Genomic DNA, 14,915 nt, shown 5'->3' with positions numbered 1-14,915 from the left:
ACAGTAGGGCTATGCAATCAGCAGTCAATCCCAATCCCGAAAAGACAATCGATGAACCCAAACCCGGTTTACCTGTCACAATTATTACCGGTTTTCTCGGTAGCGGTAAAACTACCCTTCTTAACTACATACTCTCCAACCAACAAGGCTTAAAAACGGCGGTTTTGGTTAATGAGTTTGGCGAAGTCGGAATTGATAACGAATTAATTGTGGCTACCGACTCGGATAATACTATGGTAGAACTCAGCAATGGTTGTGTTTGTTGTACCATTAATGAAGATTTAGTTAACGCAGTTTACAAAGTCCTGGAACGCCCCGAAAAAGTCGATTATATCGTAGTTGAAACTACGGGTTTGGCTGACCCGCTACCGGTGGCTTTGACATTTCTGGGGACGGAATTAAGAGACATGACTCGCCTCGATTCCATTGTCACTATGGTAGACTGTGAAAACTTTAGTTTGGATTTGTTTAATAGCCAAGCGGCGGAGAGTCAAATCGCCTATGGGGATATTATTATCCTCAATAAAACTGATTTGGTAGATGAGGCTGATGTGGATCTGCTAGAAGTTCGCCTCCGAGACATGAAAAAAGATGCTCGAATCCTCAGAACTAAACGTTCTCAAGTTCCCCTTCCTTTGATTCTCAGTGTGGGTTTATTTGAGTCTGACAAGTATTTCCAACACAGGGAAGAATCAGACCATCATCACCATGACCATGACCATGAACACGAACATCATCACCACCATGACCATGACCATGACCATGACCATGAACACGAACATCATCACCACCATGACCATCATTCTAACCACCTAGAAAATGATGGGTTTACTTCGATTTCCTTTGAGAGTGATCGCCCCCTATCCCTGCGGAAATTCCAATATTTTTTAGACAATCAATTACCAGCTAATATATTTCGCGCTAAAGGAATTCTCTGGTTTGATGAAAGTCCGAAACGTCATATTTTCCACCTCAGCGGTAAGCGATTTTCCATTGATGATGATGAGTGGAAAGGTTCCCCAAAAACCCAACTGGTGTTAATTGGTCAAAACCTAGATAAACCCACCCTAAAATCTCAGGTTGAAAATTGTTTCTGTAAACCTTCCCCAACTCGCGGTCAAGGCTTTTCGAGGTAGTTAGATGGTAGTGGCAACCTTCTATGGTTGCCTACCCTCTCAGTCAAATTAAGCAATCAGTAACCTATGCGAGTTGTTATCCAAAGAGTTAAATCTTCACAGGTCACAGTTAATGGTCAAATTATTGGTAAAATTAATCAAGGACTAAATCTGCTGGTGGGTATTTCAGCGACGGATACAGAAGCAGAACTAGACTGGATGGCTAGAAAATGTCTGGATTTGCGATTATTTCCCGACCCGGATAATCATAGCGGACGTTGGGATAAATCCGTGCAAGATATTGGAGGAGAATTATTAGTTGTGAGTCAGTTTACCCTCTACGGAGATTGTCGCAAGGGCCGCCGTCCATCCTTTGAGCGTTCAGCGGCTCCAGAAGCTGCCGAAAAGTTATATCAGTTATTTATTGAAAAGCTCCGAATAAGTGGGTTAAAAGTCGCCACAGGTGAGTTTGGAGCGATGATGAATGTGTATATTGAAAATGATGGTCCTGTAACCCTGTTATTAGAACGGGAAGCTGATAACTAGATGATTCTCTCATAGTTGTTTCAAGTTTAACATAAGATTCTCTGTTTGAGCAAGTTCTCAGCAATGATGCTTTCCACTGGCTTAGAAAAATAGTAACCTTGTCCTTGGTCACAGCCTAAACTGCGAAGTTTAGCGAGTTGTTCGGCGGTTTCTATACCTTCCGCAACTACGCTAATTTGCAATTGATGAGCGAGGGTGATAATGGCATCAACAATTTGTAGGTTTTCGTTAGGTGTGCCAATACAAGTAATAAATGAACGGTCAATTTTTAAAGTGTTAACGGGAAACCTATGTAAATAACTTAGGGAGGAATAACCGGTGCCAAAGTCATCCAAACTCAAATGGATATTGCGATGAGTAAGCTGTTGTAAAAGTTGTCTAGCAGCTTCGGGATTTTCGACGATCGCCGTTTCGGTTATTTCCAGCTTTAGGTAACAACTTTGAAAGTTATTTTTAACCAGAATACGGTCGATTTCTTCAATCAAATAAGGCTGAGTAAACTGCTTAACTGACAAATTAACACTCATCCGAAACCCGTGAGTAATTAACCCTTTTTTTTGCCACTCATTTAACTGTTTAACCGCCTGGTCTAAAACCCATAAACCAATAGGAATAATTAACCCAGTATCTTCAGCTATGGGAATAAATTCGGCGGGGGAAATTATGCCATGTTCGGGATGATGCCAACGCAAAAGGGCCTCAAAGCCTATGACGGAGCCATCTGCGAGTTCAATAATAGGCTGATAGTTGAGGACAAAGTGATTATTTTCTATTGCTAATCGCAGGTCATTTTCTAGTTGAAATCTGCGATGAGCATCATCGTGCATTGTGCCATCAAAAACCCGATAGCAGCCGCGACCTTGACTTTTTGCCTTATACATAGCAATATCAGCATCCCGCAAGATTTGTTCGGGTTCTGTGTATTCTGATGTACCGATAACAATACCAATACTAGCCTCTAAAAACAAGTCTTGATCATCTAGTTGAAACGGCCAAGTTAAGGCTTTTTGTAGGCGTTTAGCAATATTGGTAACGGCTTGGGGACTCTCAATATTTTCCAGTAAAATTGTAAATTCATCTCCTCCAAATCTCGCCAAATTAGTGGGAGACATTTTTAAGGTTAATTGCAACCTTCTGGCTAAGGAAATTAAAAGGCGATCGCCAGTTAAATGTCCGAGGGAATCATTAACGACCTTAAAGCGATCGCAATCCAAAAATAACACCGCAAAGCGATAATCTGGATTTTGTTTAGTTTGGGATATCGCTTGCATCAATTTATCCATAAAAAACACACGATTAGGTAAACCCGTTAGTGCATCATGGGAAGCCATGTGTAACAGCTTACTTTGTGTTTGTTGGTGATGAAGAATCTCCCTCTCTAAAAGACTATTCATTTTTTTTAACTCTTCATTAGCGGACTCTAGTTCTTCAGTTCGTTGTAGAACCCGCTGTTCCAGTTCAGAATTAAGGCGCTGAATTTGCTTCTGAGCCTGTTTGAGAGCAATCTGATTTTCAATGCGAGCAATAACCTCCTCAATATGAAAGGGTTTAGTAATATAATCAACCCCGCCGACCTCAAAGGCTTGAACCTTATCAAAAACCTCATTAAAAGCACTAATAAAAATTACCGGGATTCCCCGTGTGTTTGGTTCAGATTGCAGTTGTTTACAAACATCATAGCCACTGATTCCCGGCATATTAATATCCAGCAAAATCAAGTCTGGAGGACTAGCTTTTGCTCCCATTAGTGCCATTTCCCCGCTAATTGCACGCCGGACTTGATGACCGCGTTCTTCTAACAAATTTGTCAAAAGATTAAGGGTTTCCAGAAAGTCATCAACTATTAATATATGACCAGGAATAATATTCACCTCATCAGATTTCATAACTTCAATGCCGATTGGGTCAAACTAAGAATCATATCAAACCGCACCCTTTCAACCAAATCAATTAAACTCTGCTTCAATGCCAGTTGGTCTTCGGAAATCTCTTCAAGAAGTTGTAGAACTAGCTTATCATCTAATTCAGTAGCTGCCTGGTGAAGTTGCACAACCCAGTCTGTTGGCATCACCATCAAACAATTCGCCTCTAAGGGCTGATGTTGAACCACACGCGCAGGTTGAGAGCTTATCTGTTTTTCATAAATATAGCGAACACCTAGATGTTTAGCCATTTTCTCAAACAAAATCTGTTCTTCAAAAGGTTTGCGGACAAAATCATCACATCCAGCGGAGAGGACAACTTCACGTTCTTCCTCAAAGGCGCTGGCGGTGAGAGCAATAATCACGGTGGCTTGACCCTTTAAATGGGATTTAATTCGTGTAGTGGCTTGGTAGCCGTCCATAACTGGCATTCGCATATCCATCCAAATTAGATGAGGTTCCCATTGATTCCAGATGGCGATCGCTTCTTGGCCGTTTTCAGCTTCCCGTACCTCAAACCCTACAGGAATGAGGAATTTAACCAAAAGCTGTCGGTTACTTTCGCGGTCATCGACCACCAAAATCCGATATTTCGGTTGATTCGGAGCCAAGGAAACAATCTTTTGAGTCAGGAGTTGACTGCTTGATATTTCTTCTGGGTATCCTAAATTTACCTTGATATTAAATTTAAACACACTACCGACCCCTCGTGTACTAGATACGGAAATATCACCCCCCATTAACTGGACAAATTCCTGACTAATCGGTAAACCTAAGCCAGTTCCTTGCTGATATTTTCGGCCAGTTTCCGTCTGTATAAATGGCTCAAAAAGCTGGTCTATATCTTCGGGTGCAATACCGGGTCCGGTGTCTTCTACTGTGAACTGTAAAACCATCTCCGCTTCCTGTTGGTTGTCAATTTGGCTAGGTGGGTCAATAACTTCGCTGTGGAGAGTCACAGAGCCACTTTCCGTAAACTTCACGGCATTTCCGATTAAGTTAATTAGCACTTGTCGCAGTTTCCTTTCATCAGTTTTGATATAATGGGGGAGAGTCGGCGATCGCACAAAAATTAATTTTAATCCCTCCGCTGCGGCTCTGATAGAGAACATCTCCTCTAAAGAATCTAGTAAACTCCACAGGTCAAAGTTATTCTGATTAAGGGAGATTTGACCAGCCTCGATTTTCGACATATCTAAGACATCATTAATTAGTTGCAGCAGATGTTCCCCACTGCGTTGAATAATGCACAGATGCTCTCTAAAATTATTCGGGTTATGGTTATTTTCTAAGCTAATTTGGCGGAGCATCAGTTGAGTAAAACCAAGAATTGCATTTAATGGGGTTCGCAGTTCGTGGCTCATGTGAGCCAAAAATTGGCTCTTAGCTTGATTGGCAACTTCGGCGTTTTCCTTGGCTTTGCGGAGTTCTGCTGTGCGTTCTTCGACACGAATTTCTAGGGTTTCAAATAATTCTTGTAGCTGGCTGCTCATCTGGTTAAAAGTTTGGGATAATTGCTCGGTTTCTTTGATTTTTTGGATATGCACTCGATGATTAAATTCTCCATTAGCGATCGCTTCACTAGCTTTAATTAATTGTAAAATCGGTTCTGCGATCCAACGGGAAGTGTAAACACCAAGGAAAATTGCCACAATTAAGGCTAATAAACATAACAACAAAGTGGAACGAGCGTTACTGTGAATCCTCTCCATAAAATTCGACTCAGGAATCACCACGACAATTAACCAATCTAAACCCAGATCATCCTGATATGGTAAAACTTGTAAAAATTGCCGCTCTTGATTGATTATTAATCTCGTATTAAACCGATTATTTATATTAGATAGTCCTCCAAATTTGTCCCTTAAAAATGTGTTAACTTTTCCGCTTAAATTATCCTGAATATACTCAGGATATATGCGGGATGCTTGGTTGTTCTCAATTAAAAAAGGCTGTGATATCGTAGAACTAGCTACGACTAATCCCGAACGTTCCAAAATCAAAATTTTACTATATCTACAAACATCTAAGGATTGCAGAAAATCACTAATCTTATTCAAGAAAAAATTACTGCCAAATACCCCAATCACTTCCCCTTGAGAATTCCGCACAGCTACACTAGCAGCTAAAGCCATTTTCGGATAAGCATGATAGGAAAAAATATCCCCCCAAACGGGATATTCAGAGGCGATCGCCGCCTGATACCATGTCCGACTTTTCACCGGAAAATCAGGTTTTTCATTGACCATTACCAGAGGATTTCCTGATTCATCCAGGCTAAAAAATTGAATGTTGCCATTAGTTTTTTCCCCAGCAATCATTAAGTGAGGTTGTTTACCGTCAATGCGTGCCAACCCGACAAATTCACCAGTGTCACTTCCCCAAAAAATCGAGTCAATCAAAGCAAAATTATCTAATTGACTAAAAAACAATTTTTGCAGTTGTTGATTATCTTGCCAATCCAAGTTATTGTATAATACCTGATCGCGATTAAGTTGATTAATCAAATTCGGAGTCATCAAGAACTGATCAAGTTTATCCTCAATCCGATTAGTAATTTCATCCTGAAGCTGATTGACGGCTTCATTAACAGCTTGATCGCCATTACTCCAGGACAACCAACCGGTTAAGCCAACAGCGAGAAAAATCTGAGTAACAAAAGGAACAATCAGAAAAAACTGTAGGGGTAAATGGTCAAAAAAATTACGGAACACTTTTAATCCTTCTCCCCAAATACCGATGCTAACGATTAAGCAGGCTAACTGCTCAATATCTGAGAATGTCTCAAGGAAACTTAAAACTCGGAATAAATACTAAGCAGACTTTCCTACTACTATTGTATCAAAAGTCACCCCAAATGGTTTAAATTCAACAACTAATCTTGTATAATGTCTGGTATGTAACTGAACCAGAAAAATGTGGATTGTTGTTTTAATGAATGTCACCATTGCCATAGGCTGTTTTTCTTTGGCCAGACGGACTTGGAGACTTCATTATAGACTAGAACGCCTAGAACGCCGGATACTTTTACTAGACCGACGGGTAAATACGGTTCTGCAACAGACGACCCATGTTTTTGAAAAGCAACAGGTCGTCAGTTCTAATCTGAAACAGCGATATTCGCGTCTTGAGGTCCAAATCCAACAGCTTCAGAAAATATTAACCCTGGTAAATTTGGGCCTAGGCCTGTGGCGGTGGCAACGACGGAGGAGATAGAATCAAATAGGGGACCTGCTCAGTAGTATCTAAATTTTCTTTCGTTGAACAGATTGCCTAAAATTATATGTACAGATATTGATCAGAAAATATGTCAAAAAACCGTTCTGGATTATTTGTTAGCGGTCTAGTGATTGGGTCTGCCCTTGGTACAGTAGTCGGTCTACTGATTGCGCCGCGGTCTGGTCGCGAGACTCGAAAACTATTACAAAAATCGGCGGCGACTCTCCCGGAGTTAGCGGAAGATGTATCAACCACAGTGCAAAATCAAGCTGAACGAATGTCAGCATCAGCTTTGCGTAGTTGGGATGATACGCTAGTGCGACTAAAAGAAGCGATCGCCGCCGGACTAGAAGCGAGTCAGATGGAACGTCAGACTCTATCGGAACTTGAGAATCAGAATTTGGCTGAACCCCAGGAGACGAAAAGCGATCGTCGCTAAAAATAGTTATCGTGTTTGGAGCGAAGAGTTACGTCCTGTTAGCAAATTAACTGAACATTGCTTTACAATACTCAACAATCAGTCTAAGCTAGATAAGTACACAACAAGCGAGCTAAATGCCGAAATATACATCCCCAAGTGAAACGGCTCAATACTTTGGTGTATGCTTACATACTTTAGTGCGAAACGTTTAGGAGACCAAATAAGGCTGCGATGCTTGAAATAACCTCCTAGTAGGGATTTCAACCCCTTGGTTGAATACAAGAAGCGCACTCCTGACCATCCCCATAACTGTTTATATGTCCCGACGATTTGTATCTTATGATATCAAATCAAGGCAGGGAACCCAAGGTCAATACACTCTGTAACAAATCGTAATAATTCTTAACATAACGGAAGTTACGAAACAGAGATGAGGGTAACGGCGATAGCCACCCCCGGTTTCAGGAATCACAACCCTGGGACTGAAGCGGGGAACGGAAGGCGTGAGGGAAAACCTATTCACAAAAGTCCGACCACTGCCAATCATTCATGATTAGGGAAACCGAATGTCCGGCTTGAACCATCGTCATAAGCAGGCAGCGAAATAGGTTGATACGCTGCGCTCAAAAGAGCAAGGGGAAAAGTAGGAGCCTTAAAGTGCTACCTACACAGACCTTTAAAGTACCCCGGTGGATAGGACAAATCTAAAGATGAAATGCCCATATAAACGGAACGTTTTAAGTCCTCATGGACTCTGATTATCTGGTCGAGATATCAGTAGGGATAAGTGTAACCGCAAGTCCTAGAGGATGAGAGATGTGACCAGAAGCCAACGCCCGACCGTAATGGAAGGGATATGCTAACAGGTCACGGTTTGATTGCCAAGAATAGAATCTAGTAGGTGTACAAATGGCGATAGCGAGTTTAAAGAACGGTTTTGGCAAGCCCAAACCAATCAAGACTACGAAAAACGCATGGAGTGCGACTCGTTTCTGCCAAAAGTAGAAGGGATAATCCCCGAAACGTGGGCAGAGCAAGGAACACAGCCCCCTAAAAAGGGCATCGAACCTTGACAACTAGATATCGATGATGGTGAAAGTCCATCCCGCGAGGTGTATCGCGTGAAAGCACTTCCCCCACAGTAGAGACTGGTCATCAATCTGTGAAGCGGGGATGAAAGGGAGTAAGCCTGGGTCTAAACGGGCGCTCTCCCAAGCAAGTGTCCATGGATAGGAAACGAAGCCACATCCGAAGCGTCGTTAGTTGTAACCTGCGAAAATTGGACTGATACGCAGGAGCCAAAATGGCTAAGGATAAAGGGGAGGCTGATTTCATACAGACCTCTCATACACCCAAATAAACCCGGCGTATAGTGGCATCCTAAAGACACAATCAATCGATATCTGGAACGAGATCACCTCCGTTGACGCTCTCAGGAACAAGGTCGAAATCCTGAGTAGGAAACCATCCGCAAGCCAACGAGAGGAAGGATTGAGTCAGAAGCGAATGCCTGGGGTAATGCCCAGGATATGCTGACGGACTCACGATAATTTGGAAGATGGAGCTTTAGTAGCATGGAAACGCCCAAAACGATTGGAAACAATACGGTGGTGCTGGAATGGCGAGATGTCGATTGGAAATCAATCGAACGTCGAGTTTTCCGCCTGCAAAAACGGATTCATCAAGCCGAACATCGTGGTGACGTTAAAACAGTTCGCAGACTCCAAAAGTTACTGCTAAAAAGCTGGTCAGCCAGAATGCTAGCGGTTCGTCGGGTTACCCAGGATAACCAAGGCAAAAAGACGGCGGGAGTGGACGGGGCTAAATCCCTATCCCCAAAAGCACGTATGAACCTTGTAGGTCAATTGAAACTCAACTCGAAAGCCAAACCCGCACGCCGGGTATGGATTCCCAAACCGGGAAGAGACGAAAAGGGACCATTGGGAATACCCACAATGTACGACCGCGCATTACAAGCCCTAGTCAAAATGGCACTCGAACCCCAATGGGAAGCCAGGTTTGAACCCAACTCATACGGGTTCAGACCAGGAAGGTCTTGTCAGGATGCAATAGAGGCAATATTCAACGCTATTAGGTATAAACCTAAATGGGTACTGGATGCCGATATTGCCAAGTGCTTTGACAAGATTGACCATGGCAAACTATTGGACAAGCTCGAAACGATACCCGCCATTAGACGACAAATCCGAGCATGGCTAAAAGCTGGGGTAATAGACTCTGGACAACTATTCCCGACCGATGAGGGTACACCACAGGGAGGCGTAATAAGCCCCTACTGGCAAACATCGCCCTCCACGGCATGGAAGAAAGCGTCAAGGAATTAGCGGAACAGCTACCCGGAAAAGGTAGCCGTAGAGACAGAAGGAAAGCGGTATCTCTAATCAGATACGCAGATGACTTCGTTATCATCCACGAAAACCTTGGGGTTATCGAGAAATGTCGTGACCACATCCAAGAATGGTTGAAAGGAATGGGATTAGAACTCAAAGAGGAAAAAACCCATATCACCCACACGATTGAGGGTGAGCAACCGGGGTTCGATTTTCTAGGTTTCAACATCCAACAACATAAAGTTGGTAAACACAAAACCGGAATGAATACCCGTAATGAGCCTCTAGGATTCAAAACCATCATCAAACCCAGCAAAAAAGCTATTAAGACCCACTACCAGAAATTGAAACAGATAGTAGATTCTCACATCAGCGCACCACAAGAGGCGCTAATTACGCACCTTAACCCGGTCATCAAGGGATGGAGCAACTACTACTCAACAGTGGTGTCAAAACAAACATTTAACCAATTGGATAACCTCCTCTATTGGAAGTTAACCAGATGGGGAAAAAGAAGACACCCAAACAAAACTGGTAAATGGGCAGCCCGGAAATATTGGCAGAAGATTGGAAATAAAAGCTGGGCTTTCGCAACCCGCACGGAATCAAACCCGATGCAGATACGAACGCACATGGAAACACCAATCATCCGCCATATCAAGGTCAAAGGCGAAGCCAGCCCATATGATGGTAACCTTAAATATTGGAGTGCAAGAATGGGTAAACAACCCGGTATGCCAACAAGGGTGTCGAAACTCTTGAAGAAGCAAAAAGGGAAATGCGCCCACTGTGGACTGACATTCCGTGAAGAGGATATAATGGAAATCGACCACATCATCCCCAAATCAAAAGACGGAAAGGATGTGTACAAGAACCTCCAACTTCTTCATCGTCACTGCCACGATGTTAAGACTGCCTCAGATGGTAGTCGCGGTTCTCATGACAAGAGCCAAGTTGTTGAGGAGCCGGATGAGGTGAAAGTCTCAAGTCCGGTTCTGAAGACGAGTCGGGTGGGCGACTGCCCGGCTTAGTTTAACAAACTATCCCATGGGTGAAAGTCCAACGGAAAGTTTTCAAGCTCCAAAAAAGTATATTTCAAGCAGCTAAATCGGGACAGGACGCGAAGGCACGAAGGTGGCAACGTCTACTGGTGAAGTCATATTATGCCAGACTCCTAGCAGTGCGGCTGTAGGGGCGGGTTCCACGGTCAGCCATGCTTCCCAACAGTCAGCTTAATAAACCCGCCCCCCAAGATAATCAAGGCAAGAAAACGGCTGGAGTCGATGGAATGAGAGCAATCTCACCAAGGCAAAGGTATGAACTTGTCGAAAGCATTAAGGGAAATCTCAAAGCAAAACCACTGCGACGGGTATGGATACCAAAACCCGGAAGGGATGAAAAACGCCCTCTGGGAATACCCACAATCCAAGATAGAGCAAGGCAAGCCTTGGTTAAATCGGCTCTTGAACCTGAATGGGAATCGAGATTTGAAGGCACAAGCTATGGGTTCCGACCTGGTCGGTCAGCCCACGACGCAATTGGTAGAATCTATACTGCCATAAATCAAGGACAATACTATGTTCTCGATGCTGATATAGCGAAATGTTCTTACCGTGAACCATGATTATCTACTGTCCAAAATTCATTGTCCAAGCAGCCTGAAGAGAGACTTGAAACAATGGCTCAAAGCAGGTGTGCTAGATAACGGTGTATTTGAGGATACAGAAACAGGGACACCCCAAGGAGGGGTAATAAGTCCAATACTCGCCAACATCGCACTGGATGGAATGGAAAGGCTAGTTAAGGAAATGTATCCAAATAAAGGAACAGCCATTCAGGTGAACCTTATAAGATACGCCGATGATTTGGTGGTTATATCAAAAAACCGGGAAATCATTGAACAGTGCAAAACTGCAATTTCCGAATGGTTAAAACCTGTAGGATTAGAAATAAAACCTGAAAAGACTCGAATCTGTCATACACTCAAATCTATTGAGTACAATGGCAAAACAGAGGAACCAGGGTTCGACTTTCTGGGATTCAATATCAGGCAATATCCGGTAGGAAAACATAAAACTGGGAAAAATACACATGGGAAACCATTAGGATTCAAAACCTACATCAAACCCAGCAAGAAAGCAGTTAAAGCCCATACAGAAGTGATTAAGGGTGTAATCAAACAACATAAAACAGCACCTCAATCAGCCCTGATTAACAAACTAAACCCAATCATTAGGGGATGGTCAAATTATTATTCAGGGGTCGTCTCAACAGAGACCTTCACAATGCTAGACCACACAATCTGGCTAATGTTAAGGGCATGGACAGGTTCAAGATGCGGAAAGGCAAGCTACGAAAAGCTAGGAAACTACTTCCATAAAGGAACGGTTAAACTTAGCAATGGGAAAGAAAGACATGAATCCTGGTTATTCAAGACTAAGGATGGATTCACATTATGGCAACATAATTGGACTCCGATTGTCAGACACACCCTAATACGCCCTAATGCAACACCATACGACGGAAAATGGACTTACTGGGCAACCAGACGAGGTCAGGCAATTGAAACGCCAAATAAGGTAGCAAAACTACTCAAAAAGCCAAAAGGTAGGTGTACCTGGTGCGGGCAATACTTTACCCCATCAGACCTAGTTGAAGTAGACCACATTGTACCTCGAAGCCTAGGCGGAAAGGATGAATACAAGAACCTCCAACTATTACATCGCCACTGTCATGATGATCAAACGGCACTCGACAACGCCAACGCTGTATCCTTAACAATGGAGCAGTCAGACTAGGAGCCGTGTGAAGGGAAACTTTCACGCACGGTTTTGAATGGGAGGGGGTAGAGGCGACTCTACTCTCGACCCCTAATAGAAGATGGGAAAAAAACGGCAAAATTCAAGCAATAAAGACACCATCAGGGCAGAGACGATATGATATTGCGTCCTACACGGTCTCATCAAACGAGAGAACGCAACGGGCAATTATCGCTTATGCCCGCGTTTCAAGTCGCGGACAAAAAGCAGACCTTGCGCGCCAAGTTGCAAAATTACTCGAGGTCTACCCCAACGCCGAGCTCGTCACTGATATCGCCAGTGGTCTTAATTTCCAAAGAAAAGGACTTAGAGCCGTTTTGGAGCGAGTCCGTCAAGGCGATGTCGGATTTATTGTGGTTGCCCACAAAGACAGACTCGCCCGTTTCGGGTTTGACCTCATCTCTTGGTTGTGTGAACAAGATGGTACAAAAATCGTGGTTCCGGGCCAAGACGGTTTATCCCCAGAACGAGAATTGGTTGAGGACATCCTTGCCATTGTTCACATCTTCAGTTGCCGACTTGACGGACTCAGAAAGTATAAATCTGCAATCAAAAAAGATCCGGATTTATCCAAGCCTTGAACTGGAAAAAACCTGGAAAAAATGGCTGGCGGCTTGCCGTTATTGTTTTAACCAAGCCATAGCTATGCAGCGAAGCTCGACGCGGATGATTGGTAAGCTGAAGTTAAGAAATCTGGTAATGCAATCAGATTTACCTCAGTGGGTTAAAGAAACGCCTTGCCATATCAGACAAAATGCTATCTTTGACGCACATCAAGCCATAAGTGCGAGTGGTGATGCCCAATTCCGAAGTATCCGTGACCCCCGCCAAACCATCAAATTTAATAATTCCAATTTCACCAAAGGAACATGGTACAGTAAATTAACAAAAACACTGAAGTTTAAGGCAAGTGAACCTATACCAGAGCCATGTGATTATGGTACTCAATTGACTTATCGGCGTGGTAAATGGTTCGCTGTTTTTCCAGAACCTGTAATTAAAAGTCATACATATTCAATGAAAATAATTGCCTTATATCCTGGTGTCAGAACTTTTTTGACCGGATATGACGGCGATAAAGTCATTGAAATTGGCAACGGGGACATGGGACGAATCGTGAGATTATGTCAATACTTAGATGATTTAATTAGCCGTTCAACTAAGGTAAGTGCTAAACAACGCCGTTCAATGAGAAAAGCGGCCAATCGAATTCGAGAAAAGATTCAAAACTTAATTGACGAAGTGCATAAAAAAGCAGCACATTATCTAACTACTAACTATGGATTAATTTTTCTTCCTCGCTTCGAGTCCTCCCAAATGGTAGCCAAGTCCAGAAGAAAAATTAGGTCTAAAACAGTCAGAAGTATGCTGACTTGGGCTCATTATCGCTTTAAGTTAATCCTAAAACATCAAGCAACAAAGCGAGGTGGCGTGGTGCTTGATGTTGGCGAAAGTCACACATCTAAAACCTGTGGAGGGTGTGGACATCGCCACGCCCAACTAGGTGGTGCGAAGATACACAAGTGTCCCCACTGTGGTAGTCAAACACCTAGAGATGCGAATGGCGCACGTAATATAATGTTACGTGCTTTGAGGGATTCCTCCTTTACTGTCAGCAATGATGGTATTGCTATAGTTACAGTCCGAGCATTGTCAATCAATGTTAAGGAATGTTCAGCTTAAATGAATCAGACACTAGCGATCGCCAGTTTCGATATCATAGTGTTGTCCGTTATCGCCGAATCCTACCATTGTTGTGCTTGATCCTATTTTTTGGCTAGGACTGTCCCTATTATTGGTTGCAGTCAGCCTGACCGCCTTATTAATTGCAGCACTCCCGGCGATACTCGCCTTGGGGAGAGCAGCACGCAGCGTCGAAAAATTAGCTGATACCCTGTCGCGGGAATTTCCTCCCACCCTAGAGGCTATTCGCCTAACGGGGATGGAAATTAGCGATCTGACAGATGATGTAGCCGAAGGAGTCCAAAGTGCTAACCAAGTAGTTAAACAAGTTGATCGCAGTATTAGCAGCGCTAAACAACAAGCGAAACAACTAAAAATCGGGACTGGGAGTATTGTCGCAGGTATCCGTGTCGGTTGGGGAACCTTCACGGGTAAAAGTCGCCGTTCCCAAAAACCAAGTTTACCCCCAGAACGCTCGTCCCAGAGACTACCATCCGATCGCGATCGGCTTCAATTAGGGGGAAACCCACCCTCGGCGAAGGTTTCCTATGAAGACTATGATTCCGAAAACCGACAGCCCTACGATTGAAAAAAAGCAATGGTAAACAGGTAATTAATTTAAAATTAATAATTATTGATGATCCACAGTCAACCATTCCCAGCCATGAAAAAAGGGAACTTTCAAAAAAGTCCCCCATAAGTGTCCAGTCAAATATCGAGTAGACCACCCAATCCAATAGTTAGTCTAGTTATCCGTTTTTCCCAGTTAGGTAAAGGTATTTTCGGATTCTATAAGTTAGATAATAACCTATAGAAGCACAAAAAACAAGCATATTGTG

General features: G+C 43.2%; 12 protein-coding genes and 2 pseudogenes. 12 read left to right on the top strand and 2 right to left on the bottom strand.

The window, feature by feature from the left end:
• The first annotated feature begins 11 nt into the window (after positions 1 to 11).
• Positions 12 to 1,136 carry a CobW family GTP-binding protein gene (locus NLZ44_RS01250; protein WP_493751627.1) on the top strand — a complete coding sequence of 375 codons (1,125 nt, stop codon included), beginning with the start codon at positions 12 to 14 and terminating at the stop codon, positions 1,134 to 1,136.
• A 66-nt stretch (positions 1,137 to 1,202) separates the two neighbouring features.
• Complete coding sequence (dtd, locus tag NLZ44_RS01245; RefSeq protein ID WP_006624807.1) at positions 1,203 to 1,661, top strand: D-aminoacyl-tRNA deacylase; 459 nt, start codon at positions 1,203 to 1,205, stop codon at positions 1,659 to 1,661.
• Between the two features lie 26 nt (positions 1,662 to 1,687).
• On the opposite strand, the gene NLZ44_RS01240 is transcribed toward dtd, so the two are convergent.
• Entirely contained in the window at positions 1,688 to 3,547 is a 1,860-nt protein-coding gene (locus NLZ44_RS01240) for an EAL domain-containing protein (RefSeq protein ID WP_493751626.1), read from the bottom strand.
• Positions 3,544 to 6,297 (bottom strand): hybrid sensor histidine kinase/response regulator, encoded by a 2,754-nt coding sequence (locus NLZ44_RS01235; RefSeq protein WP_493751625.1) that lies wholly within the window; start codon positions 6,295 to 6,297, stop codon positions 3,544 to 3,546. The genes NLZ44_RS01240 and NLZ44_RS01235 overlap by 4 nt, the downstream gene beginning before the upstream one ends.
• A 202-nt stretch (positions 6,298 to 6,499) precedes the next feature.
• Here NLZ44_RS01235 and NLZ44_RS01230 point away from each other — a divergent pair, with 202 nt between their 5' ends.
• The 10 genes and pseudogenes from NLZ44_RS01230 to NLZ44_RS01185 all read left to right on the top strand — a co-directional run bounded on the left by NLZ44_RS01230 (position 6,500) and on the right by NLZ44_RS01185 (position 14,665).
• On the top strand, positions 6,500 to 6,799 hold the full coding sequence (locus NLZ44_RS01230; protein ID WP_493751624.1) for a hypothetical protein: 300 nt from the start codon (positions 6,500 to 6,502) through the stop codon (positions 6,797 to 6,799).
• A 91-nt stretch (positions 6,800 to 6,890) separates the two neighbouring features.
• Entirely contained in the window at positions 6,891 to 7,241 is a 351-nt protein-coding gene (locus NLZ44_RS01225) for a YtxH domain-containing protein (protein WP_006624796.1), read from the top strand.
• An 891-nt stretch (positions 7,242 to 8,132) separates the two neighbouring features.
• Positions 8,133 to 8,207: pseudogene (locus NLZ44_RS01220) on the top strand (reverse transcriptase N-terminal domain-containing protein); the annotation flags it as partial.
• Between the two features lie 590 nt (positions 8,208 to 8,797).
• A pseudogene (gene ltrA / locus NLZ44_RS01215) lies at positions 8,798 to 10,605 on the top strand (group II intron reverse transcriptase/maturase).
• A gap of 11 nt (positions 10,606 to 10,616) precedes the next feature.
• Positions 10,617 to 10,766, top strand: a complete 150-nt coding sequence (locus NLZ44_RS01210) for a reverse transcriptase N-terminal domain-containing protein (protein ID WP_493752928.1) — start codon at positions 10,617 to 10,619, stop codon at positions 10,764 to 10,766.
• A gap of 21 nt (positions 10,767 to 10,787) precedes the next feature.
• Positions 10,788 to 11,198 carry a reverse transcriptase domain-containing protein gene (locus tag NLZ44_RS01205; RefSeq protein WP_493751623.1) on the top strand — a complete coding sequence of 137 codons (411 nt, stop codon included), beginning with the start codon at positions 10,788 to 10,790 and terminating at the stop codon, positions 11,196 to 11,198.
• Positions 11,188 to 12,372 carry a group II intron reverse transcriptase gene (locus tag NLZ44_RS01200; protein ID WP_493751622.1) on the top strand — a complete coding sequence of 395 codons (1,185 nt, stop codon included), beginning with the start codon at positions 11,188 to 11,190 and terminating at the stop codon, positions 12,370 to 12,372. Before NLZ44_RS01205 ends, NLZ44_RS01200 begins: the two co-directional genes overlap by 11 nt.
• A gap of 101 nt (positions 12,373 to 12,473) precedes the next feature.
• The gene (locus tag NLZ44_RS01195) at positions 12,474 to 12,974 is read left to right on the top strand and encodes an IS607 family transposase (RefSeq protein WP_493752927.1); all 501 of its coding nucleotides are present in this window, start codon (positions 12,474 to 12,476) and stop codon (positions 12,972 to 12,974) included.
• A complete protein-coding gene (locus NLZ44_RS01190) occupies positions 12,871 to 14,076 on the top strand; it encodes an RNA-guided endonuclease InsQ/TnpB family protein (RefSeq protein WP_493752926.1) in 1,206 nt (401 codons plus the stop codon). The genes NLZ44_RS01195 and NLZ44_RS01190 overlap by 104 nt, the downstream gene beginning before the upstream one ends.
• Positions 14,077 to 14,149: 73 nt before the next feature.
• Positions 14,150 to 14,665, top strand: a complete 516-nt coding sequence (locus tag NLZ44_RS01185; protein WP_493751621.1) for a DUF948 domain-containing protein — start codon at positions 14,150 to 14,152, stop codon at positions 14,663 to 14,665.
• Positions 14,666 to 14,915 lie beyond the last annotated feature (250 nt).

Source organism: Arthrospira sp. PCC 9901 (assembly GCF_059013425.1).
Note: the sequence above shows the minus strand (reverse complement) of the source record. Positions and strands in the feature narration are given on the sequence as shown.